This window comes from Serratia sp. SA088 (assembly GCF_049065515.1).
Lineage (GTDB): Bacteria > Pseudomonadota > Gammaproteobacteria > Enterobacterales > Enterobacteriaceae > Serratia > Serratia nematodiphila.
This window is the reverse complement of the sequence record NZ_JBAKGW010000006.1, coordinates 325,878-348,775: the sequence shown is the minus strand read 5'-3', so window position 1 is coordinate 348,775 and position 22,898 is coordinate 325,878. Positions and strand designations below refer to the sequence as shown.

Genomic DNA, 22,898 nt, shown 5'->3' with positions numbered 1-22,898 from the left:
AAACGGTCGCGGTCAGCCCAGTGCGGGTTAGTCGGGTTGTGGTTGAGGTAGTCACGCCACAGGACTTCGGCGATGTCCGCCATGCCCATAGGGGCCCCCGGGTGGCCGGAATTTGCTTTTTGTACGGCGTCCATGCTGAGTGCGCGGATAGCGTTGGCAAGCTCTTTACGAGAAGACATAACGAAACTCCAGTGCGATTACAGTTGAGCGGCCAACATGTCTTCCAGCTTCTGCTGGTCGACGGCGAACAGGCGAATGCCTTCGGCGAGTTTTTCCACCGCCATGGCGTCCTGATTGTGCAGCCAGCGGAACTCCGCTTCGGCCAGCGGGGCAGGTTGGTGGAAGCCCTCGGTAGACGGGGTCAGCTTGCGTTCGACCGGCTGCTCGCTGTTTTTCAGCTGTTCCAGCAGGTTTGGCGCGATGGTCAGGCGATCGCAGCCGGCCAGCGCCAGGATCTGCTCAACCTTGCGGAAGCTGGCGCCCATGATCACCGTCTGGTAACGATGACGCTTGTAGTATTCATAGATGGTGCGCACCGATTTCACGCCCGGATCCTGATCGGCGTCGTAGTCGGCGGCAGGCTGTTTGGCCTGGTACCAGTCATAGATGCGGCCGACGAACGGCGAGATCAGATACACGCCGGCTTCGGCGCAGGCGCGGGCCTGGGCGAAGGAGAACAGCAGCGTCAGGTTGGTGTTGATGCCTTCTTTTTCCAGCTCCTCGGCGGCTTTGATGCCTTCCCAGGTGGAAGCCAGTTTGATCAGGATGCGCGATTTGTCGATGCCTTGTTCTTGGTACATGGCGATCAGCTTGCGCGCTTTGGCGACGCACATGCCGCGGTCGAACGACAGGCGGGCGTCCACTTCGGTGGAGATGCGGCCCGGCACGCTTTTGAGGATCTCGACGCCGATATTGACCGCCAGCTTATCGCTGGCGTTGATCAGCTGGGTTTCCTTGCTGCCGCCCTGGCGGCGGGCATACTCCAACGCTTCGGTGATCAGCGCCTTGTACTGCGGCAGCGCGGCGGCTTTCAGGATCAGCGAAGGGTTGGTGGTGGCGTCCTGGGGTTCGAACTGGCGGATGGATTCGATATCGCCGCTGTCGGCGACCACCGTGGTCAGCTGCTTGAGTGCGTCTAATTGATTCATTGATAAGCTCCTTGACCAAGCTCAATGTAGGGAAATGAGAACCTTTTTCATCATAGGGGGAACACACTGCATCATCGGATCGAGAATGAAAATGCGCTTTTTCTGATTGTTGCGATGGATAATAACAATGAATGCCGAATAAACCCAGGCGGAGCGCGGCTTGCGCGCGACCGCCATCGAGACGGCAGGCGGTTTAACGCCGTCCGGCCGCGTTTTCGTAATAGCCGATCCGCTCGACTTTCGGCGCCGATCCTCCCCCTTCAAACTCCGATTCCAGCCAGGCATCGACGATGGTTTTCGCCAGTTCGGCGCCGATGACCCGCGCGCCCAGCGTGATGATCTGAGCATCATTGCTTTTGCGCGCCCGCTGGGCGGAGTAGGTATCGTGACATTGCGCCGCACGAATGCCGGGCACTTTATTGGCCACGATGCTCATACCGATGCCGGTGCCGCACAGCAGGATGCCCCGCCGATGTTTTTCCTCCCGTATCGCCTGCGCGACGCGATAGGCGATATCGGGATAGATCCCCGTTTCTGCGGCGCGATCCGTCGTGTAGTCAATGACGGGGATGTCCCGTTGTTGCAGGTGGGCAACGATCAGATCTTTCAGTTCAATGGCGGCATCATCGGCGCCGATGGCGATAGGCAGCATAGCGATCTCCTGATTGGTAACGAAAAGGGTGGCGATCCTCGGTGGCGCCACGTTCATTACCGTATCCCTGTTTAATCAAATGTTCAATCTGTGTTCTTTTGTTTTTTGCCTGGCTTTTCAGTTTGCCACTGTAAAAGGTGATCTTAGTCACTAAAAAAGGGCTTTTAATCGTTGTTTACTCTAGTGGAGACGGGTTTTTGAGCGATATCACACTTTGATAAGTTCACTGTGGGCAAATTGAATGCATAGCGTTAGTGTTCATTTGTTCTTTGTTTGTGTTAATGATCAAAAGAAGTTTCCCTACCAGAGGAGAGTGCTATGTGTCAGACCTGCATAACAGAGGCGAAAATGGCGGCCGGTATCCCCGAGATCATGAAGGCGGTTGTGGCGTACGCCCCGAAAGATTACCGCCTGGAACAGGTGCCGGTACCGAAGATCGGCCCGAAAGAGATCCTGGTGAAGATCGAAGCCTGCGGCATCTGCGCCGGTGATGTTAAAGCGTTCGAAGGGGCGCCCAGCTTCTGGGGCGATGAAAAACAACCGGCTTACATCAGGGCGCCGATGATCCCCGGCCATGAATTTATCGGCCATGTCGTGGGGTACGGTGAAGGCGTCGAGGGCTTCAATCTCGGCGATCGCGTGATATCAGAACAAATCGTTCCCTGCTGGCAATGCCGCTTCTGCAACCGCGGTCAGTATTGGATGTGCGAAAAGCATGACCTGTACGGTTTCCAGAAAAACGTTAACGGCGGCATGGCCGAGTACATGAAGTTCACCAAAGAGGCGATTAACTATCATGTACCGGCCGACCTGCCGATCGAAAAAGCCATTCTGATCGAACCCTATGCTTGCTCCTTCCATGCGGTGCAACGCGCCAATATCAAACTGGGCGATGTGGTGGTGTTGGCGGGCGCCGGCACCCTGGGGCTGGGCATGATCGGGGCCATCAAGAAATCCGGGCCCTCGAAGCTGGTGGTGCTGGAGCTGTCCGACGAACGTCTGGCCTTGGCGAAGCGCTTCGGCGCGGATGTGACGCTCAATCCCACCCGTGACGACGTGCCCGCCGCGGTTAAAGCGATGACCGAGGGCTACGGCTGCGACATCTACATCGAGGCGACCGGCGCACAGAAGTCCGTGGAACAGGGCCTGACGCTGATCCGCAAGCTCGGCACCTTCGTCGAATTTTCCGTGTTTAAGGATCCGGTGACCGTCGACTGGAGCATCATCAGCGACCGCAAGGAACTGGACGTGCTCGGTTCGCACCTCGGCCCTTACTGCTATCCGCTGGTGATCGAAGGCATCGCCAATGGCGATCTGCCGACCGAAGGCGTGGTGACGCATACGTTGCCGCTGGAACAGTTCGCCGAAGGTTTCGAGCTGATGAAGCGCGGTATCGGTTCAATCAAAGTGGTGCTTAATCCAAACCTCTGAAACCTGCGTCGTTCCTCGGGTGCGGGCGAGCCTGCGCCTCCATAATCACATGTGCTGGGGTGTTCTATGTTGCATGGACTGATTCATCGCATTGGTCTGTCACCGAAACTGCTGCTGGGCTATGCCGGCGTGTTGGTGTTCATGATGGGCGAAGGGCTGGAACAGGGCTGGCTGTCGCCTTATTTGATTGGCAAAGGGCTGAGCATTCAGGAATCGGCGCTGCTGTTCAGCGTTTATGGTTTTGCGGCCGCCATCGCCGCCTGGTTTTCCGGCGTGTTGGCGGAAATCTTTACCGCCCGGCGGGTGATGTTGGCCGGCCTGCTGCTGTTTCTGTTCGGTTCGGTGTGTTTTTTGACGTTCGGCCTGCCGAGCAACAACCTGGCGATCATGGTGCCGACCTATGCGCTGCGCGGCTTGGGTTATCCGTTGTTCGCCTACGGTTTTCTGGTGTGGGTGGCGTATGAGGCGCCGCCGGAAAGGCTGGGGTCGGCGGTGGGGATTTTCTGGTTCGTCTACAGCGGCGGGCTCAGCGTGCTGGGCGTGCTGTATTCCAGCATCATGCTGCCTTATCTCGGCGAGATCCACACGCTGTGGAGCGCGCTGATTTTCGTCGTGCTGGGCGCGGTGATTGCGCTGATGCTCAATCGCGACGACGGCGCGGCACAGAGCGGCAACCGGGAAAAAGCATCGCTGGGTTATGTCTTGAAGGGCATCACCATCGCGTTTGAAAACCCGAAGATTGGCCTGGGCGGCATCGTGCGCACCATTAATACCTCTGCGGCTTACGGCTTCGTCGTATTCATGCCCATGTACATGATGGATATGGGGTTCACCCGCACGCATTGGCTGCAGATGTACGCCGCGCTGTGGACGGTCAACATCATTTTCAACCTGATTTTCGGCGTGATCAGCGACGGGCTCGGCTGGCGCAACGTGGTGATGTGGTTCGGCTGCGTCGGCTGCGCCTTGACCACGCTGATGTTCTACTACGTGCCGCAATTCTTCGGCGCCAACTACCTGCTGACCGTGTGCGCCGCCGGGTTGTTCGGCGCCTGCCTGGCGGCGTTCGTGCCGCTGTCGGCCATCATGCCGTCGCTGGCGCCGGACAATAAGGGCGCGGCGATGTCGATTCTCAATCTGGGCGCCGGCCTGAGCACCTTTGTCGGCCCGGCGGTGGTGGGGCTGTTTATCGGCAGCCTCGGCACCGTTGGCGTGATCTGGATCTTTACCGGTTTGTACCTGTTCAGCGGCGTGCTGATGAAATTTGTCACGCTGCCGAAAGAAAGCGCGACGGCGCAGGAAGAACACGGCGCGAGTTTGGCGAAAATATCCTGACCGAGGGTGAAGTTCACAGTTTTAAGGGGAAATTTATGATTAATCATCAAACTACGGCGCCGCGCGAGCTCTCGCTGCAGGGCAAGGTGGCGCTGATTACCGGCGGCGCTGCGGGGATCGGTCTCGCTATTGCCGAACGCTATCTGCAAAACGGCGCGCGCGTGGCGCTGCTCGATCGTGCGCCGCAGGTTGCGGAAGTGGCGCGACAGCTGGACGCCGAGGCGGCGCTGGGCGTCGTGGCAGACGTCACCGATGCCGCGTCGGTGGAGCGGGCGATAGCGCAGATTGAGGCGCATTTCGGGCGGCTGGACGTGCTGGTCAACAGCGCCGGCATCGTCGCGCTGCATCCGGCCGAGGAGCTGCCGGAAACGGCGTGGGATGCAACCCTGGCGGTCAATCTGAAAGGCGTGTTTCTTACCTGCCAGGCGGTGGGGCGCCGTTTCATTCGCCAGCGCGGCGGCAGCATCATCAATCTCGCCTCGCAGGCCGGGGTGGTGGCTTTGCCTAATCACTTGGCCTATTGCGCCAGCAAGGCGGGCGTAATCGGTCTGACCCAGGTGTTGGCGCTGGAGTGGGGGCCGCACAACGTGCGGGTTAACGCCATTTCGCCCACCGTGGTTTTGACGGAGCTGGGCCGTAAGGCCTGGTCAGGCGAGGTGGCGGAACAAATGAAGCAGAAAATCCCGCTGCGGCGTTTCGCCGAGCCGCAAGATATCGCCGCCAGCGCCCTGTTTTTGGCCGGCGACGCGGCGGCGATGATCACCGGCGCCAACCTGGTGGTCGACGGCGGTTACACCATTCAATAATTTCTTATTCAGGCGACAGAGAGGCCGCGATGAACAGAATCATTAACGATCCCGATCACGTAGTGGAAGACGCCATTCAGGGCTACAGGCTGGCCCACCCGAACTATTATGCCGCCACCGACAATGCGCGGGTGTTGAAATATCCGCCTGCGCCGATCGCCGGCAAAGTGGGCATCGTCACCGGCGGCGGTTCCGGCCACGAGCCGGCGTTCCTGGGGTATGTCGGCAAAAACATGTTGGATGCCGTCGCGATTGGCGAGATTTTTTCATCGCCTACGGCGGGGGCTTTTCTCGACGCTTTCAAGGCGGCGGACAGCGGTGCGGGCGTCGCTTGCCTGTACGGCAACTACGCCGGCGACAACATGAACGTCAAGATGGCGATCAAGAAGGCCACGGCGGCCGGCATACGGGTGAAAACCGTGGTGGCCAACGATGACGTCGCCTCGGCGCCGGCCAGTGAGATCGATAAACGGCGCGGCGTGGCCGGAGAAATTCTGATGTGGAAGGTCGGCGCGGCGGCGGCGGCCAAGGGATACGATCTGGACGGCGTGATCGGCGCGGCGCAAAAAGCCATCGACCGGTGTCGTTCGATCGGCGTCGGCCTCAGTTCCTGCACCATTCCCGCGGTCGGCAAACCCAATTTTCATATCGAAGACGGCAAGATGGAGATCGGCATCGGCCATCACGGCGAACCGGGCATTGAGGTATCGCCGATCCAATCGGCGTCGGCGATGGCCGGCACCATGCTCGATTTCGTGCTCAACGACATGCCGCTGGAACAGGGGCAGGAGGTGGCGTTGCTGATCTCCGGGCTTGGCGCCACGCCGGTGATGGAGCTGTATATCTATTATGCCGAAATAGAGCGTCGGTTGACGGCGAAAGGCGTGCGGGTGCATCGGCGCTACGTCGGCAATTACTTCACGTCGCTGGAAATGATGGGCGTGACGCTGACGCTGATGACGCTGGATGACGAACTGAAAACGCTGCTGGACATGCCGGCGCAATCTTTAGGCTTAACCCAGGTGGAGTGAATCATGACGGAACAAATTTCAACCCGGTACGGCAGTGAGATCGTTACGGGGCTGATAGAAACCATTGTCAGCAACCGCGAATATCTGAGCGAAATCGACGGCGCCATCGGCGACGGTGACCACGGCATTAATATGTCGAAGGGATTCGCGATGTGCGGCGATGCCATTCGCGGCCGCGAGCTCACGCTGGCGCAGGCGTTCGATGCGGTATCGGATGCGCTGATGGAGGGCATCGGCGGTTCGATGGGGCCGCTGTACGGCAGCCTGTTCATGGGCATGGCGGAGAGCGTCCGTGAGCGCAGCGTGCTGGACAAGCAGGCATTTTTGGCGATGTTGCACGGCGGGTTGCGCGAACTGCAGGACATCAGCAGCGCGGGCGTGGGCGACAAGTGTCTGATGGATACGCTGATACCGGCGGTGGCGGCATTTGAGCAGGCGGTGGGACGCGGTGACGACTTCGCCGCTGCGCTTGAACAAATGAAAATCGCCGCAGAGCGCGGGCGGGACTCCACCCGCGAGCTGGTGGCGAAAATCGGCCGCGCCAGCCGTCTGGGCGAGCGTTCGCGCGGCGTACTGGACGCCGGCGCGGTATCTTGCTGCCTGCTCTTGACCCGATTGGCGGACGAGGTGGAGCAACGACTGAATACCGTTGCCGCCTGAACGCGTTATACTAGCGGGCATTCAGCCTTGTCGGAGGGGCGTGTATCGTCCCTCCGCCATCATCAACCGGCCTGCCGTGGGGAAACGTCTAACGGATGGAAAAACAAACTGTGTCCCAGGATAACGAACTGCTGACCGAAATCGCCGTTGCTTATTATCAGGATGAGATCACGCAGGAAGAGATCGCCAAAAAGTTCGGCATCTCACGGATCAAAGTCGGTCGTTTGCTCAAGCGCGCCAAGGAAGAAGGCATCGTCGAGATCAACGTGCGTTATCACCCGGTATTCAGCACCCGGCTGGAACAGCAGATGATGGAACGTTTTCCCATCAGCCGCGCGTTGATCGCGCTCGACCATCAGGACGAAGAGGAACAGCGTCGGCAGGTGGCGGCGCTGGTGTCCAATTATCTGGCGATGTCGCTGAAAGACGATATGGTGTTGGCGGTCGGCCAGGGACGCAACGTGGCGGCGATCGCCGATCATGTCGGCAGTGTGACGGAACGCAACTGCAAGTTCATCTGCGGCATCGGCGGCACCCACCGTCCGGGCGACGCGATCAACGCCGACCATATCAGCCGGCGTCTGGCGAAGAAGTTCGGCGGCAGCAGCGAGACGCTCTATGCGCCGGCCTACGTCGAAAATCGCGCGCTGAAAGACGCCTTCATGCAGAACGGCACGATTAAGGAAACGCTGGATCGTGCGCGTAAGGCCGATGTGGCGTTAGTCGGCATTGGCGACATGAATGAAAACAGTTATATGGTGAAATTGGGGTGGTTTACGCCGCACGAGATTATCGACGCCAGCCTTAATCAGGGCGTGATTGGCGACATCGCCGGCTATGACTTTTTCAATGCTCAGGGGCAGCATGTCGACACGGTGATGAATGACAGAGTGATCGGGCTGAGCATTGATGAGCTGCGCAAAATCCCTTGCGTGATCGCCATTGCTTCCGAGAATACCAAGGCGCTGGCGATTTTGGGCGCTTTGCGCACCGGCGCCATCGACATTATCGCCACCAGCGCGCTCAATGTGCGCACTATCCTCAACATGTCGCAATAGCGGCACCTGCAAAAAAGGGTTCAGCGCCAGGCTGAACCCTCAACGATCTTCTCATTTGACCGATTATTTGCTCAGGTTGACGTCGATCGCCTGATAGAAGGCGTTAGCGGTGTCGGCTATGTCCCACACGGCAAGGATCACGTGCGAACCGCTGCGATCTGCCGGTATGTTGCACTGGTGGGTGACCTGTGCGGCAGGGATGGCACCGCCGTCGTTGAACTGGCAGAACGGCGTCAGGTCAAAGGAAGCGCGGGTCAGCGGCTGCGAAGCGTCCCAGTTCGGCTTGGTGATGAAATAGCGCCAGCTGGTGGTGCTGTGACGGGCGGTCAGCTTCCAGGTAAAGGAGTTCGGGCCGGTTTTCAGATTGAGCTTGTTCCAGCGCGTCGGCGTTTGCTGATCCAGTTCGAAGAAGGTGGACTTGTCGGCGCTGGCGATATGGCCGTCAGCCGGGCCGGCCTGCGGGAAGCCTTTCAGGCCTTCGACGCTCTGCGGTTCGTACTGCACGCTGCCGCACTGCGTGTTGAGCTGCAGTTTGCACTGGTAGGCGCGGCTGGCCGGCGATTCGACATAACCGTGAGCATTCGCCTGTTGTGAAACGCCGAACATGGCCGCGCTCAGCAGGCCCAGAGAGAGCAGGGTACGGGAAGTTTTGTTCATAAGTCACTCCTGACTGAAATTATGTTGTAAGTTGAGCGTATTTCACCGACAAAATGAGAGACTAATAACGCAATTGGAAATAACCATTTCTGTCGGCTTGTTTTATTTTTACCATTCTGGTTTGGCCGTAGATCGGAATGTTTTACCGGCTATTAACGAAAAATATTATGATGACAATCTTTGATCGTTAGGCCTAATTTATTTAACTGTCACAGTGTAAAAGCACGGCGCTATGATGAAATTTATATCAAGTAGTGATGAATAGTATTTAAGATAGCGCTCTCATTTATGAAGTATATTGCTTGTTGCGTTGAGTACCCTTGTTTGATTTGATCGATTTTTGTGCGCCACCACCTTGGGAATTTAGTGTCATTTTTCTTATTTTATTTTAAAGAGGAATTTGTATGACTAGATTATCCCTGGACGCGATTAAAATAATCAGCACCATCAAGAACACCGGATCTTTCTCTATGGCGGCGGAGGCGCTGCATAAAACGCCTTCGGCGATCTCTTATCGGGTTTCCAATATTGAAAGCAAACTCTGCGTGAAACTTTTTCATCGCAATGGCCCCATGATTACCCTGACGGATGAAGGGGAATTTCTCCTGCAGGAAGGCAGTTGGATTTTAAATGCGGTGCAGGATCTGGAAAGCCGGGTGCGCAACATCCCCAAGCTGGACAATAATATCCGCCTGGCGGTAGACACCTTCTTCCCGCTGGAAACGCTGACGCAGGATATCCGCGACTATATTCAACATTGCCCGAACGCCAATATCTCGGTGCAGCGGGAAGCGTTGAACGGCACCTGGGATGCGCTGAAGAACAATCGGGCGGATCTGATCATCGCCATCGGCCAAATCCCCGACAGCGTGCAGGCCAAAACCCTGATGCTCGGCAAGCTCAATTTCGTGCTGTGCGTATCGCCTTCCCACCCATTCGCGGCGCAGAGAAAGCCGGTATGCAAGAAGCAGCGGTTGAACGACATCGTGGTCGCGATCGCCGACAGCAGCCATGAGCTGCCCAAGCGCAATCACGGCACGCTGCCCTTGCAGCGTCAACTGGTGGTGTGTGATGTGGAAAGCAACCTGGCGCTGCTCAAGCGCGGCATCGGCCACGCTTTTCTGCCGCCTGCGCTGATCGAAAAGGAACTGGCCAGCGGCGAACTGGTGACGGTGCCGGTTGAGATGCAAAAGGGCGACGAAATGATTTGGCTGGCGTGGCATCCGGCCAGCAAGGGCGCCGGGTTTAACTGGTGGCATGAGCGGCTGACGCGCAAAAGCGATGTCTACAGCCTGATGGGCCGCGAAGTGGTGCGGGATGGCGGCTATCCATGGTGCCACAACTGAAGGAATAGAGACGAAGGGACGCGAAAATCAAACGGTTAACTCAATGAAAACCCCGCAGCATTCGGCTACGGGGTTTTTTTATGGTTTACGCTACGCGGCCCACCTTCAGCCAGGCGCTGTCTGAACCCGGCGCAGAGGTGATGTAACCCCACTTGGTCTGCCAGACGTAGCCCTGGTAGGACACCAGCGCGCCCTGCGCGTAAGTGGTGCCCGGCACATAGGCCGGCGCGGTCATGATAGGCAGGTTGCCGGGGCCGACGCCGGTGTAGCGCAGCCCGGTGCCCATATCCAGCTGGCTGTCGTCGTAGTCCGCGGCGTTGAAATAGCGATCCAGCGCGGCCAGCAGATCGCCGTTGCGGTTGTCTTGCCCCAGATGCCAGAACATCACGCCGCCCAGCTGCTGCTGCTTGATGTACTTCGCTTTGTATTTGAAGCTCTCGGCATCGTCATAGGTGACGAACAGCCCGTTCTGCGCATGATACAGATAAGGGGTTTTGGTCTTGTCGTTCCACAACCGCTGATAGCCGTAGTTGCCCTGCAGCATCTGCTCCAACTGGCGATAGGAGGCGATGCGCGGATCCTTGTCGCGCACGCACTCTTCGCAGCCCACCAGCCAGTAGTCGGTGCTCGGATACGGATCTTCGCCCGGCGTGCTGTGGCTGCTGTATTGCCCGCCGTTGCCGCCGCTGACGCCCTTGAAGGCGCGGCCATAGAAGGGCACGCCCATGACGATTTTGGCGCTCGGCACGCCTTCCATCATCAGGTGTTGCTGCACGGCGGCGTCGACCGTCAGGCTGAACGGGCTGGGGAAGGCGCGGGTCAGCTCTTCCCAGCTCCAGCCCAGATTGGCTTCGCGCAGCGCGTTGTAGAAGGTCGGCCCGGCCGCGTCGCCGAACAGCGCCGCCTGGTGGTTGGTTACCTTCTCCCAGGGGCCGGCCAGATCGTAGGTCATCAGGTTGATGTAATCGAGCTGCGCGACGATCTGCGCCAGCTTGCTGTAATAGCGCGACAGGAAGAAGGCGCCGCCGGCGCCGGCGATGGTCAACTGATACGGCAACGCCTGGCGGCCGTCGGCGATGGTTTGCTGGTTCAGTAAGGTGCGGATCTCCTGCAGCGCGGCGATGAAACCGTCCACTTCCGCCGCCTGCGGATACTCCCAGTCGATGTCCACGCCGTCGAAACCGTAATCCTTCATGATGCGCACGCAGGATTGGGCGAGCTTGGCGCGCGACGCCGGGGTTTTCACCGCGTTGACGTAGTTGGCGTGCGACACGCCCAGATCGTTGGAGTAGTACCAGCCGCCGATGGAGAACATGATGCGCAGGCTGGGGTTATGCGCTTTGAGCGCGGTCAAACGGTTGACCACATCGCGCGCCTTGGCGTCGTTGGTGGCCGGATCCCAGGCGCATTCCAGGTTGCTGTTGATATCCAGGAAAGAGAAGTTGATGTGCGTCAGCTGTTTGGCTTTGGCCGGCGTGATGTTGGAAACCGGGAACGGCACGATAGAGGTATCGGACTCGGTGTAATTATTGATTTGGTTGGTTGGAATAAAATAATACCCAATAACGGCTTTGCGTGTGGACATGGTATTTCTCCAGAGTGGATGTTTTTATGATGGGGAAGTATTTCCCACCGCCATTAATGTTTATTTTTCGTAAAAACAAAAGTCGAAATAAATCACCATAAGAATGAATTTTTTATTTACTGCCGCCTGTCTTGGCGTTTATGTGTTGTGCCAACGTTCAGCGTGAATGAATTCGACCATAGGGCCTGTATTTATTCATTTGCTTTGTAATAGCATCCTTAACTAGATTCTGATTATCCGATGTTCCACCGGCCGTGATTGGCATTTAATTAAAAATAAAAAAGGAGATGAGCTATGTCCAGCATAGAGCCTGACGCTGTTGGCTTAATAGTCCAGCGAGTATGTGAATATCTTCAGCCGGTATTGAACGCCATTTTGGCCGGCGTGATGGCGCTATTACATGGCGCCTACCGCAACGTGGGCATTCGGCGACGCTTATTGAATGCGGCGATGTGCGCGTTATTGGCCTGGACGGTACGCGATGCGCTGGCGTTGATGGGCCTGGAATTAAAGTGGGCGAATTTGGCCAGCGTACTGATTGGTTTTATGGGGGCGGATTACATCAACGCCTTAATTAAAAAATTCATCGGCAAAAAGACGGGGTTTAAAAATGTTAAATGACATTGAAGAGATTCGTTTTACCGCCCGCAGCGAAGAGAACCTGCGCGGCGTGCACCCGGATCTGGTGCGCGTTATTCGCCTGGCGCTGCGTTATTCGCTGGTGCCGTTTTCCGTCAGCGAGGGGCTGCGCAGCATGGCGCGCCAGCGGGAAATGGTGCGCGCCGGCAACAGCCAAACGCTGCGCAGCCGCCACCTGACCGGGCACGCGGTGGACGTGGTGGCGATGCCGGCGGGCGTGGTCTCCTGGGAGTGGGATTACTACGCGCAAATTGCGGTGGCGGTGCGGCGCGCGGCGCGTGAATGCGGCATCAACGTCGAATGGGGCGGTGAATGGAAAACCCTCAAGGATGGCCCGCACTTCCAGCTGCCGTTTCGGGACTATCCGGCATGAGCGGCTGGCTGCAAAAACTGATGCAGGGCGGGTTGCTGCTGCTGTTGCTGGCGGCTATCTGCCTCGGCGGCTACAGCGCGCTGTTGTCGCACCAGTTGGCGTCCGCGCGGCAACAGGCGGCGGAATTGCAAAAAAGCCTGGCGCAGCAGGCGGGGCTGATCGCCACCTTGCAGACACAGGACGCGCAAAATCGTGCGCTGATGGCGGCGCAGCAGCGGCAGGAACAGCAGCTGCGCCAGCAACACGAGGCTTATCAGAGGAAATACCGTGAAGCGATTAAAAACGATCCCTGCGCCGCTCAGCCTCTGCCTGGCGCTGTGTTTGAGCTCCTGCGCCCGGCCGCCGGCGCCGCCGGCCGTGCCGCTGTTGCCCCCTGAGTCGGTGTTCGCGCCCTGTGAGCAGCCGCAGCTGCAGGGGGAGACCTGGGGCGATGCGGTGAGCTATGCCCTGGCGTTACAAACCTCGTTACACATTTGCGCCGGCCAGGTGGAGACGCTCAACGCCTGGCGCGCCACGCTGCCGCCGCGCTGACGGCGGCGTTTCTCCGCTCGTCCCGCAGGCCTTCTTTTTTTACTTTTAAAACGCTCTTTCGACCAAGGTTATGGCGCGCTTCAAAGTTTGTGATGTTTCTCTCACTATACTTCAAGGCTGTGCCCTGTCATTGTAATTGGGCGCCATGGCCCACGGCAGGGCGCAGCCTCAAAGCCTTACCTCAACATAAAAGCAAAAAACAAAGGAATCCATAATGGACGAACAGCTCAAACAGAGTGCCCTTGATTTCCATCAGTTTCCTGTCCCAGGGAAGATCCAGGTTTCCCCTACCAAACCGTTGGCGACTCAGCGCGATCTGGCGCTGGCCTATTCGCCGGGCGTCGCCGCGCCTTGCCTCGAGATCGCCGAAGATCCGCTGGCGGCCTACAAATACACCGCGCGCGGCAATCTGGTGGCGGTGATTTCCAACGGCACGGCGGTACTGGGTCTGGGCAATATCGGCGCGTTGGCCGGTAAGCCGGTGATGGAAGGCAAGGGCGTTTTGTTCAAGAAGTTTTCCGGTATCGATGTATTTGATATCGAAGTGGATGAGCATAACCCTGACAAATTAATCGACATTATCGCCGCGCTGGAACCGACCTTCGGCGGCATCAACCTGGAAGATATCAAGGCGCCGGAGTGTTTCTACATCGAACAGAAACTGCGTGAACGCATGAAGATCCCGGTGTTCCACGACGACCAGCACGGCACGGCGATCATTACCACCGCCGCGGTGCTTAACGGCCTGCGCGTGGTGAAGAAGAACATCTCCGATGTGCGGCTGGTGGTGTCCGGCGCCGGCGCGGCGTCCATCGCCTGCCTGAACCTGCTGGTGGCGCTGGGGCTGCGTCAGCAGAACATCACCGTCTGCGACTCCAAAGGCGTCATCTATAAAGGCCGCGACGCCAATATGGAACAGACCAAAGCCGCCTACGCCATCGAGGATAACGGCCAGCGCACGCTGGGCGACGCCATCCCGAACGCCGACATCTTCCTCGGCTGCTCCGGCCCGGGCGTCCTGACGCAGGATATGGTGAAAACCATGGCGCGCGATCCGCTGATCATGGCGCTGGCCAACCCGGAACCGGAAATTCTGCCGCCGCTGGCCAAAGCGGTGCGCCCGGACGCCATCATCTGTACCGGCCGTTCCGACTACCCGAACCAGGTGAACAACGTCCTGTGCTTCCCGTTCATTTTCCGCGGCGCGCTCGACGTGGGCGCCACCACCATCAACGAAGAGATGAAGCTGGCCTGCGTGCACGCCATCGCCGATCTGGCGCTGGCGGAGCAGAGCGACGTGGTGGCTTCCGCGTATGACGATCAGGATCTCTCCTTCGGGCCGGAATACATCATTCCGAAACCGTTCGATCCGCGTCTGATCGTCAAGATCGCGCCGGCGGTGGCCAAGGCGGCGATGGATTCCGGCGTGGCGACGCGCCCGATCGAAGACTTCGACGCCTACGTGGAGAAGCTGGCGGAGTTCGTCTACAAAACCAACCTGTTCATGAAACCGATCTTCTCGCAGGCGCGCAAAGAGATGAAGCGGGTGGTGCTGGCGGAAGGCGAGGAAGAGCGCGTGCTGCACGCCACGCAAGAGCTGGTGTCGCAGGGGCTGGCCTTCCCGATCCTGGTCGGCCGGCCGAGCGTGATCGAGATGCGCTTGAAAAAGCTGGGCCTGCAGCTGACGCCGGGCAAAGATTTCGAAGTGGTGAACAACGAGTCGGATCCGCGCTTCAACGAATACTGGGGCGAGTACTACCAGATCATGAAACGCCGCGGCGTCTCGCAAGAGCAGGCGCGCCGCGCGGTGATCGGCAACCCGACGCTGATCGCCGCCATCATGCTGCACCGCGGCGAAGCGGATGCGATGATCTGCGGCACCATCGGCAGCTACCACGAGCATTACGACGTGGTGAAGAACGTGTTCGGTTTCCGTGAAGGCGCGCACGTCGCCGGCGCGATGAACGCGCTGCTGCTGCCGAGCGGCAACACCTTTATCGCCGACACCTACGTCAACGACGATCCGACGCCGGAACAGCTGGCGGAGATCACCCTGATGGCGGCGGAAACCGTGCGCCGCTTCGGCATCGAACCGAAAGTGGCGCTGCTGTCTCACTCCAGCTTCGGCTCGTCTGATTGCCCGGCGGCGCGCAAGATGCGTAAAACGCTGGAGCTGGTGAACGAGCTGGCGCCGGAGCTGGAGATCGACGGTGAAATGCACGGCGACGCCGCGCTGGTGGAAAGCATCCGTCACGATCTGATGCCGGACAGCCCGCTGAAAGGCTCGGCCAACCTGCTGATCATGCCGAACATGGAAGCGGCGCGCATCAGCTACAACCTGCTGCGCGTCTCCTGCTCGGAAGGGGTGACCGTCGGGCCGGTGCTGATGGGGGTCGCCAAGCCGGTGCACATCCTGACGCCGATCGCCTCGGTGCGCCGCATCGTCAACATGGTGGCGCTGGCGGTGGTGGAAGCCCAGACCGAACCGCTGTAAGGCCGGGATGAGTGACTGGCCCCCTGCGCCGTTGGCGCCGGGGGCTTTTTTATTTCCAGCGGACGTGGTACAAATAATCGTCAAATATGTACATGTACAGGTAAAGAAAATGACTACGATCAGCTACACGGCGGCGAGAAACAATTTGGCTGAGGTGCTTTTGGAAGCGCAAAAACAGCCGGTGGAAGTGACGCGCCGCGGACACGATGAGGTTTACATCATCAGTAAGGCCGACTATGAGGTTTTGGTCAAAGCCAAGGTGAAAGCGCGCATTCAGGCTAAACACGCGGATACGATTAAGACGCTGGCCAATAGATGATCTTTTTGACCGCAGAGGATATTGCGGAATTCAATGCTGAAATTGTGCCTCACGGCCGCCAGGAAGGCAGCAAGGTTGAGGCTGTAGCCAACCGCGTGCTCAATGCTTACCACTATGAGAACGTCACCGACGTTTACCGTTTGGCCGCGCTCTATCTCATCGCCATCAGCCACGGTCACATTTTTCTTGATGGCAATAAGCGCACGGCCTTCCAAAGCATGGCGCTATTTCTCGGTATTAATGGCATTGCACTGCGGGAAGACGCAGAACTGGTCGAAATTACGGTTGAAGCAGCCCAAGGCCGCCTCAACGTTGAACAAGCCGCTGAACATTTACGCCGGCTAACCGAATAACCCCCTTTCTCATTTCTTGCAGCGCGCGGCGATGGCGCGAATATCCTGCGGGGTGGTGCGGCAACAGCCGCCGATCAATTGCGCGCCGAGCGCGCGCCACTCCGTCGCCTGATCGGCCAGGCTGCCGTGTTCGCCGCCGCAGGCGTGCCAGGTTTTGCTCACCGCATCGTAATGCTCGCCGGAGTTCGGGTAGACCAGCAGCGGTTTGTCGGCCAGCGCGCTCAACTGACGCAGCGCCGGGGCGACCTTGTCCAGCGCGATGCAGTTGATGCCGATCGCCAGCACCTGCGGATTGCCGCGCAGCGCGGACATGACCTCCGTCAGCGGCGTGCCGTCGCTGAGATGTTGGCTGTCGCGCAGGGTGAAGGCGAACCAGGCGCCGAGCGTCGGGAACTCCTGCAGCAGCGTCAGCAGCGCCTGCAGTTCAGCGAACGACGGCAGCGTTTCGCAGGCCAGCAGATCGACGTCGGCGGCGGCCAGCGCGGCGAGGCGCGGGCGGTGGAAGGCAATGAAGTCATCCTGCGCCAGCCGATAGTCGCCGCGGTATTCCGATCCGTCGGCCAGATAGGCGCCGTACGGGCCTACAGAACCGGCGATCAGCAGCGGCGCGGCCTGCGGGTGTTCGGCCAGATAATCGTGGCGTGCGCGTTGCGCCAGCTGCACGCTTTTGGCGATCAGCGCCAGCGACCGATCCTGATCCAGGCCGCGACGCAAGAAGCCCTGCGGCGTGGCCTGATAGCTGGCGGTGATGGCGCATTGAGCGCCGGCGTTGAAATAATCGAGATGCACCTGATAGATAAGCTCGGGATTTTCAATCAGCACCTTGGCCGACCACAGCGGATCGGTCAGATCGCAGCCGCGCGCTTCCAGTTCGGTGGCCAGCGCACCGTCCAGGATCAGCATCGGCTGTTCGGCCAGCAGGCGGGCGACGGGGTTGTTAACCGACATGTTGTTCTCCCAAAGCATTTTTTTGCCCGGCGCGCCGGGTCAGGAAATAGGTGAGGTAGCACAGGGCGACGAACGGCAGCCCGCAGTAGAGCGCGATGCGCTGCTCCGGATCGAACGCCAACCCGATGCAGGCCAGCAGGCACAGCGCAAAGCCGAGGATCGGCGTCAATGGATAGCCGGGGGCGGGGTATTTCAGGCCGCTTATCGGCTGGCCGCTGCGCAGATAGGCGCGGCGGAAAGCATAGTGGGCGGCGCAGATGCTCAGCCACACCGCCACCACCGCAAAGCCGGAGATCGCCGACAGGGCGACGAACACCGTGTCCGGCGCGATCACGCTGGTCAGCAGCGCCAGCACGCCGCCGAGCATGCTGAAGGTCAGGGCGTTGATCGGAATGCCGCGCGCATTGACGCGCGCAAAGTAGGCCGGCAGGGTGCGCTGGTGGGCCAGCGACCACAGCATGCGCCCCGAAGCGTACAGGCCGGAGTTGGCCGCCGACAGGATGGCGGTCAGGATCACGAAGTTGAAGATATCGGCGGCGTAAGGCACGCCGATGCGTTCAAACACCAGCACGAACGGGCTTTTGACGATCCCCGCCTGATCCATCGGGATCAACGCCGCCAGCACAAACACCGTGCCGATAAAGAACAGCATCAGGCGGATCACCGTGGTGCGGATCGCCAGCGGCACGACTTTCTCCGGGTTCTCGGTTTCACCGGCGGCGATGCCGATCAGTTCCGTGCCGGAGAAGGCGAAGTTCACCGCCACCATGGTCATCAGGATCGGCAGCGTGCCGTGCGGCAGCCAGCCGGAAGCGGTCAGGTTATGCAGGAACGGCGCCGGCGTGCCGTCTTTCATCGGCAGCAGGCCGAACATGGCGGCGCCGCCCAGAATGATGAACGCCAGAATGGTCACCACTTTGATCAGCGAAAACCAGAATTCGCTTTCGGCAAAAAAACGGGTGGTCACGACGTTGAGCAGGAAAATCGCCGCGCAGAAGATCAGGCACCACAGCCACACCGGCGACTGCGGGAACCAGTACTGCATGCAGAATCCGGCGGCGGTCAGGCTGGAGCCCAGCGCCACCGTCCAGGTGAGCCAATACAGCCAGGCGACGGCATAGCCGGTGGCCGGCCCCAGATAGCGCGAAGCGTAGACGTGAAAGGCGCCGGTTTCCGGCATCGCCACCGACAGCTCACCCAGGCACAGCATCACCAGATACACCACCAGCGCGCCGATCAGGTAAGCCAGCAGGGTGCCGAGCGCGCCGGTGGTGGAGATGATGTAGCCGGTGTTGAAAAACAGCCCGGTGCCGATCACGCCGCCCAGCGACAACATCACCAGGTGCCGGGCCTTCATGCTGCGTTTGAACTGCCCTGCGGCGGGCGCCGATGCGTGCATAATAATCTATCCGTATAGACGTCTAAATATCTGAATGGCTATTGGTTATACCCGTAATGCCTTTTTAACGCAATGCGCCACCGGCGATCGCCGCGTAAAAAAATCGTTAAGTCGGATCTATATGCAAATGATAATTATTATCTATAATGTCGCCATTTTCGATAATGGGACAACATGATGAGATATCTGATTTTATTGGCGGCCTTGGCGCTCGGCGCCTGCAGCCAAACGCCGGTGAAGGCGCCGGCCAATGACGTCGCGAGTTTGGGGAGCATCACCGATCTGCACAGCGGTGCGAGCCTGACGCCGGAGCAGCTGTTGACGCGATTGGCGCAGCAGCCGCGGGTGATCGTCGGGGAAAAACATGACAATCCTTGCCACCATCAGGTTGAGCAATGGCTGGTGCAGCAACTGCCGCAGCGGCGGCCGCAGGGCAGCGTGCTGATGGAGATGATCAACCCGAACCAGCAGGCGCAGGTGGACAAAGTCAAGCAGTGGCTGCAGAGCGACCCCACAGTGCGTGACGGCCGCGTGGCGGAGCTGATCGCCTGGCAGCCGGGCTGGAAGTGGGAACTGTATGGCGGGGTGACGATGGCGGCGATGCGCGCGCCATACCCGCTGTGGTCAGCCAACCTGGATCGCAGCGAGATTACGGCGTTCTATCAGCAGCCGCAGTTCCCGGTGGGGCAGCTATCGGCGCAGCCGGCGGTGCGCAAGGCGTTGGAAGAGACCATCCGCACTTCGCACGGCGGCAAGATTGAGGCCGACCAACTGCACGCGATGTTGGCGATCCAGCAGCAGCGCGATCGGCGCATGGCGGAACGTTTGCTGGCGGCGCCCACGCCCGCGCTGTTAATCGCCGGCGGCTATCACGCCGCCAAATCGGTGGGCGTGCCGCTGCACGTGCGGGATCTGCAACCGGCGGCGGCGCCGACGGTGCTGATGCTGGCGGAGCCGGGCGTACAGGTCGATGCGAACACGGCGGACTACCTGTGGATCACACCATCAGTGAAATGAATACGTTAAGGCAGTGAAAAGGGGTGTTAATTATAATTGCAAATGATTATCATTAGTAAGTGTGATCTGCAATCATTCGCAATTAAGCAAGCTAATGCCCCTATGTTAAGTCAGTCTTATTCCCTTCCGGCCTTTGAGCTGCCGCAGCCGCGCTGGGCGCGCGGCCTGCTGCTCGCCCTGGCGGCGCACGCGGCGTTGGTGCTGCTGTTTTATTGGCCGCAGACGGCGCTGGAGCCGGTGGCGTTGCCGCCGCCGGCGGTGATGATGAGCTGGGCGGCGCAGATTGAAGCGCCGGAAAGCAAACCGCTGCCGCTGGGCGTGCAGCAGGCGGAGTCCGCCGCGGCGCAGCCCGCTGAGCAGCAGCAGCAGCCGGATCTGCCCAAGCTGGCGCGCGCCGATAAGGCGAAGATCGTGACGGCGCAGAAGAAGCGCGCCGAACACCGCCCCCCGCAAAAAGCGCAGCCGAAACCGCAGGAACAGGCCAAAGAGACGCGCAATGCCGCCGCGTCCAGCGCCGCCGCGCCGCAGGCGCAGACGCTCTCTCACCACACCGCCGCGCCGATCAACAGCGACGCCAACAGCAGCGCGCAGGCCAAGCTGTCGTGGGAGAGCCTGGTGAAAGGCAAGCTGAACCGCATCAAGGAATATCCCCCGGATGCCCGCAACCGCCGGCGCAGCGGCATGCCGCAGGTCAGTTTCAGCGTCGACGCGCAGGGGCGGGTATCGAACGTGATCCTGCTGGCGCGTTCCGGCACCGCGTCGCTGGATCGGGAAGCGGTAGCGGTGGTGTCGCGCGCGCAGCCGTTGCCGCCGCCGCCGCCGGAGATGCTCCAGCAGGGGGCCGTCAGGGTAACGATGCCAATCGATTTCAATCTGGCGGAGCTGAACGCCCGCCGTTAATGCTGGCAGACGCCGCCTCGCCGCCGTCCGCCTTTTCAAACTTCGTGAGGGATTATGAACCCGCTGTTATTCACCCCGCGTCGCCGCATCGCGGCCGCGCTCTGGCTTTCTTTAGGCGTCGCCGGCGCCGCGCTGGCGCAACCGCAGCCGCCGTTGGCGGAACGCGCGCCGAAAGCGCTGACTGCCCACGGCGAGACGCGCACCGACGATTACTACTGGCTGCGCGACGACAGCCGAAAAGAGCGGAAGGTGCTGGACTACCTGAAGGCGGAGAACCGCTACACCGAGCAGATGATGGCGCCGTACCAGAAGCTGCGCGCCACGCTGTATCAGGAGATGCTGGGCCGCATGAGCCCTGACGATCGTTCGGTGCCGTATCAGCTCAACGGCTATCGCTATCAGGAAAGCTACGCCGCCGGTAAAGATTTCGCGCGGTATCAGCGCCAGGCGCTCACCGCCGACGCGCCGTGGCAAACCCTGTTGGACGCCAATCAGCGCGCGGCCGGCCATGCCTATTATCGCCTGGGGGCGATGGACATTAGCCTGGACAACCGCCGCCTGGCGGTGGCCGAAGATCTGCAGGGCCGCCGCCAATACCGCATCTCCCTGCGCGAGATAGGCAGCGAACGCTGGTCGCCGGAAACGCTGGAAAACACCTCCGGCAACATGGTGTGGGCCAACGACAACCAAACCCTGTTCTACGTGCGCAACCACCCGCAAACGCTGTTGCCATACCAGGTCTATCGCCATCAGTACGGTACGCCGACGGCGCAAGATAAGCTGGTGTACCAGGAGAACGATCCGGCGTTCTACCTCAGCCTCGGCCGTTCTTCTTCGCGTGACTACCTGATACTCACCATCAGCGGCAACACCACCTCCGAAGTGCGCCTGATCGACGCCAACCAGCCGCAGCGCGAGCCGCAGCTATTCGCCGCCCGGCAAAATGGCCGCGAGTATTATCTCGATCACTACCGCGGCGAGTTCTATCTGCGTTCCAACCATCAGGATCCGAACTTCGGCCTGTATCGCACGGCGGTGGCGGGCAAACCCTGGCAGACGCTGATTGCGCCGCAGGCGCAGCACGAGGTGGAGAGCTTCAGCCTGTTCCGCGACTGGCTGGTGGTGCAGGAACGCGCCAACGGGCTGGTGCAGCTGCGGCAAATCAGCTGGGACGGCAAAACCGAGCGCGCCATCCCGTTCGACGACGCCAGCTACATGGCCTGGCTGGGCTATAACCCCGAGCCGGACAGCGATCGGTTGCGCTACGGCTATTCGGCGATGACCACGCCGACCCGCACCTATGAGTGGGATCTGAATAAGGGCGAGCGCACCCTGCTCAAGCAGCAGGACGTGAAAGGCGTCGATCCCAGCCTGTATCACAGCGAGCGCATTTGGATCGCAGCGCGGGACGGCGTGAAGGTGCCGGTCTCGCTGGTGTATCGCAAATCGCTGTTCAAAAACGGCCATAACCCGCTGCTGGTTTACGGCTATGGCGCTTACGGCATGAGCATGGATCCGGCGTTCAGCGCCAATCGCATCAGCCTGCTGGATCGCGGCTTCGTCTATGCGCTGATCCACGTGCGCGGCGGCGGCGAGCTGGGACAGAGCTGGTACAAACAGGGCAAGCTGACGCACAAACCGAACAGTTTCAACGACTTCATCGACGCCACCCAGGCGTTGATCAACGGCGGCTACGGCCAGCCGGGGCGCATCTACGCCATGGGCGGCAGCGCCGGCGGATTGCTGATGGGGGCGGTGATCAATCAGGCGCCGCAGCTGTACAACGCGGTGGTGGCGCAGGTGCCGTTCGTCGACGTGGTGACCACCATGCTGGATGACAGCATTCCGCTGACCACCGGGGAATACGAGGAGTGGGGCAACCCGCACCAGCCGGCCGCCTATGCGCTGATGAAGTCCTACAGCCCGTACGACAACGTGCGCAAGCAGCATTATCCGAACCTGCTGGTCACCAGCGGTTTGTACGACTCGCAGGTGCAGTATTGGGAGCCGGCCAAATGGGTGGCGAAGCTGCGGCGTTTCAAACAGGGCGATTCGCTGCTGCTGCTCTCCACCGACATGACCGCCGGCCACGGCGGCAAATCGGGCCGCCTGGCGCGGCTGGAAAACGGCGCGCTGGAGTACGCCTTTATTTTGGCGGCGGATCGGCAGACGCAGAAATAACCTTCAGCGCCGCGGCACGCTGCGGCGCAATAAAA

Annotated in this window: 24 protein-coding genes; 17 read left to right on the top strand and 7 right to left on the bottom strand. The window is 59.9% G+C overall.

Annotation, left to right across the window (positions count from 1 at the left end; genetic code table 11):
* The 3 genes from ACOWVD_RS17535 to rpiB all read right to left on the bottom strand — a co-directional run.
* The coding region (locus ACOWVD_RS17535; protein ID WP_181421390.1) for a hypothetical protein at nucleotides 1–179 on the bottom strand (179 nt) is incomplete at its 3' end.
* Between the two features lie 18 nt (nucleotides 180–197).
* Nucleotides 198–1,148, bottom strand: a complete 951-nt coding sequence (tal, locus tag ACOWVD_RS17530) for a transaldolase (protein WP_004936597.1) — start codon at nucleotides 1,146–1,148, stop codon at nucleotides 198–200.
* A gap of 193 nt (nucleotides 1,149–1,341) precedes the next feature.
* On the bottom strand, nucleotides 1,342–1,800 hold the full coding sequence (rpiB, locus tag ACOWVD_RS17525) for a ribose 5-phosphate isomerase B (RefSeq protein WP_004936593.1): 459 nt from the start codon (nucleotides 1,798–1,800) through the stop codon (nucleotides 1,342–1,344).
* Nucleotides 1,801–2,118: 318 nt separating this feature from the next.
* On the opposite strand from rpiB, the gene ACOWVD_RS17520 reads away from it, so the two are divergent.
* The 6 genes from ACOWVD_RS17520 (at nucleotide 2,119) to ACOWVD_RS17495 (ending at nucleotide 8,121) form a co-directional block, all read left to right on the top strand.
* The gene (locus ACOWVD_RS17520; RefSeq protein WP_421105705.1) at nucleotides 2,119–3,231 is read left to right on the top strand and encodes an MDR/zinc-dependent alcohol dehydrogenase-like family protein; all 1,113 of its coding nucleotides are present in this window, start codon (nucleotides 2,119–2,121) and stop codon (nucleotides 3,229–3,231) included.
* A gap of 66 nt (nucleotides 3,232–3,297) precedes the next feature.
* A complete protein-coding gene (locus ACOWVD_RS17515) occupies nucleotides 3,298–4,566 on the top strand; it encodes an MFS transporter (RefSeq protein WP_049243124.1) in 1,269 nt (422 codons plus the stop codon).
* Nucleotides 4,567–4,601: 35 nt separating this feature from the next.
* On the top strand, nucleotides 4,602–5,372 hold the full coding sequence (locus ACOWVD_RS17510) for an SDR family oxidoreductase (RefSeq protein WP_049243126.1): 771 nt from the start codon (nucleotides 4,602–4,604) through the stop codon (nucleotides 5,370–5,372).
* Nucleotides 5,373–5,401: 29 nt separating this feature from the next.
* Nucleotides 5,402–6,403, top strand: coding sequence for a dihydroxyacetone kinase subunit DhaK (locus ACOWVD_RS17505; RefSeq protein WP_004936581.1), 1,002 nt, complete (start codon nucleotides 5,402–5,404; stop codon nucleotides 6,401–6,403).
* Nucleotides 6,404–6,406: 3 nt separating this feature from the next.
* Entirely contained in the window at nucleotides 6,407–7,063 is a 657-nt protein-coding gene (dhaL, locus tag ACOWVD_RS17500) for a dihydroxyacetone kinase subunit DhaL (RefSeq protein WP_004936578.1), read from the top strand.
* A 95-nt stretch (nucleotides 7,064–7,158) separates the two neighbouring features.
* On the top strand, nucleotides 7,159–8,121 hold the full coding sequence (locus tag ACOWVD_RS17495; protein WP_004936575.1) for a sugar-binding transcriptional regulator: 963 nt from the start codon (nucleotides 7,159–7,161) through the stop codon (nucleotides 8,119–8,121).
* Between the two features lie 63 nt (nucleotides 8,122–8,184).
* Here the strand turns inward: ACOWVD_RS17495 and ACOWVD_RS17490 are convergent, their stop codons facing one another.
* Complete coding sequence (locus ACOWVD_RS17490; RefSeq protein WP_004936574.1) at nucleotides 8,185–8,778, bottom strand: lytic polysaccharide monooxygenase; 594 nt, start codon at nucleotides 8,776–8,778, stop codon at nucleotides 8,185–8,187.
* Nucleotides 8,779–9,182: 404 nt separating this feature from the next.
* Here ACOWVD_RS17490 and ACOWVD_RS17485 point away from each other — a divergent pair, with 404 nt between their 5' ends.
* A complete protein-coding gene (locus ACOWVD_RS17485; protein ID WP_031300578.1) occupies nucleotides 9,183–10,124 on the top strand; it encodes a LysR family transcriptional regulator in 942 nt (313 codons plus the stop codon).
* An 85-nt stretch (nucleotides 10,125–10,209) separates the two neighbouring features.
* Here the strand turns inward: ACOWVD_RS17485 and ACOWVD_RS17480 are convergent, their stop codons facing one another.
* Nucleotides 10,210–11,709, bottom strand: a complete 1,500-nt coding sequence (locus ACOWVD_RS17480) for a glycosyl hydrolase family 18 protein (RefSeq protein WP_049243134.1) — start codon at nucleotides 11,707–11,709, stop codon at nucleotides 10,210–10,212.
* 294 nt (nucleotides 11,710–12,003) lie between these two features.
* On the opposite strand from ACOWVD_RS17480, the gene ACOWVD_RS17475 reads away from it, so the two are divergent.
* The 7 genes from ACOWVD_RS17475 to ACOWVD_RS17445 all read left to right on the top strand — a co-directional run bounded on the left by ACOWVD_RS17475 (nucleotide 12,004) and on the right by ACOWVD_RS17445 (nucleotide 16,418).
* Nucleotides 12,004–12,330, top strand: coding sequence for a phage holin, lambda family (locus tag ACOWVD_RS17475; RefSeq protein WP_004936551.1), 327 nt, complete (start codon nucleotides 12,004–12,006; stop codon nucleotides 12,328–12,330).
* Nucleotides 12,320–12,721: a M15 family metallopeptidase gene (locus tag ACOWVD_RS17470; protein WP_033643981.1), complete on the top strand. Its 402-nt coding sequence runs from the start codon at nucleotides 12,320–12,322 to the stop codon at nucleotides 12,719–12,721. The genes ACOWVD_RS17475 and ACOWVD_RS17470 overlap by 11 nt, the downstream gene beginning before the upstream one ends.
* Nucleotides 12,718–13,098 (top strand): DUF2570 family protein, encoded by a 381-nt coding sequence (locus tag ACOWVD_RS17465; protein ID WP_044030723.1) that lies wholly within the window; start codon nucleotides 12,718–12,720, stop codon nucleotides 13,096–13,098. The genes ACOWVD_RS17470 and ACOWVD_RS17465 overlap by 4 nt, the downstream gene beginning before the upstream one ends.
* Nucleotides 13,079–13,252 carry an Rz1-like lysis system protein LysC gene (gene lysC / locus ACOWVD_RS17460; protein WP_004936544.1) on the top strand — a complete coding sequence of 58 codons (174 nt, stop codon included), beginning with the start codon at nucleotides 13,079–13,081 and terminating at the stop codon, nucleotides 13,250–13,252. Before ACOWVD_RS17465 ends, lysC begins: the two co-directional genes overlap by 20 nt.
* A gap of 214 nt (nucleotides 13,253–13,466) precedes the next feature.
* Nucleotides 13,467–15,746, top strand: coding sequence for an NADP-dependent oxaloacetate-decarboxylating malate dehydrogenase (gene maeB, locus ACOWVD_RS17455; protein ID WP_004936542.1), 2,280 nt, complete (start codon nucleotides 13,467–13,469; stop codon nucleotides 15,744–15,746).
* 109 nt (nucleotides 15,747–15,855) lie between these two features.
* On the top strand, nucleotides 15,856–16,065 hold the full coding sequence (locus tag ACOWVD_RS17450) for a type II toxin-antitoxin system Phd/YefM family antitoxin (RefSeq protein WP_274864587.1): 210 nt from the start codon (nucleotides 15,856–15,858) through the stop codon (nucleotides 16,063–16,065).
* Entirely contained in the window at nucleotides 16,062–16,418 is a 357-nt protein-coding gene (locus tag ACOWVD_RS17445) for a type II toxin-antitoxin system death-on-curing family toxin (protein ID WP_025303801.1), read from the top strand. Before ACOWVD_RS17450 ends, ACOWVD_RS17445 begins: the two co-directional genes overlap by 4 nt.
* A gap of 9 nt (nucleotides 16,419–16,427) precedes the next feature.
* On the opposite strand, the gene mmuM is transcribed toward ACOWVD_RS17445, so the two are convergent.
* Both mmuM and mmuP read right to left on the bottom strand, forming a co-directional pair.
* A complete protein-coding gene (mmuM, locus tag ACOWVD_RS17440) occupies nucleotides 16,428–17,366 on the bottom strand; it encodes a homocysteine S-methyltransferase (RefSeq protein ID WP_421105704.1) in 939 nt (312 codons plus the stop codon).
* Complete coding sequence (gene mmuP / locus ACOWVD_RS17435) at nucleotides 17,356–18,765, bottom strand: S-methylmethionine permease (protein WP_421105703.1); 1,410 nt, start codon at nucleotides 18,763–18,765, stop codon at nucleotides 17,356–17,358. Before mmuP ends, mmuM begins: the two co-directional genes overlap by 11 nt.
* 177 nt (nucleotides 18,766–18,942) lie before the next feature.
* On the opposite strand from mmuP, the gene ACOWVD_RS17430 reads away from it, so the two are divergent.
* The 3 genes from ACOWVD_RS17430 to ACOWVD_RS17420 all read left to right on the top strand — a co-directional run bounded on the left by ACOWVD_RS17430 (nucleotide 18,943) and on the right by ACOWVD_RS17420 (nucleotide 22,863).
* Nucleotides 18,943–19,782 (top strand): ChaN family lipoprotein, encoded by an 840-nt coding sequence (locus ACOWVD_RS17430; RefSeq protein ID WP_342135135.1) that lies wholly within the window; start codon nucleotides 18,943–18,945, stop codon nucleotides 19,780–19,782.
* A gap of 102 nt (nucleotides 19,783–19,884) precedes the next feature.
* Nucleotides 19,885–20,682 carry a TonB family protein gene (locus ACOWVD_RS17425; protein WP_049243141.1) on the top strand — a complete coding sequence of 266 codons (798 nt, stop codon included), beginning with the start codon at nucleotides 19,885–19,887 and terminating at the stop codon, nucleotides 20,680–20,682.
* 54 nt (nucleotides 20,683–20,736) lie between these two features.
* On the top strand, nucleotides 20,737–22,863 hold the full coding sequence (locus ACOWVD_RS17420) for a S9 family peptidase (RefSeq protein WP_080356252.1): 2,127 nt from the start codon (nucleotides 20,737–20,739) through the stop codon (nucleotides 22,861–22,863).
* The last annotated feature ends 35 nt before the right edge of the window (nucleotides 22,864–22,898 follow it).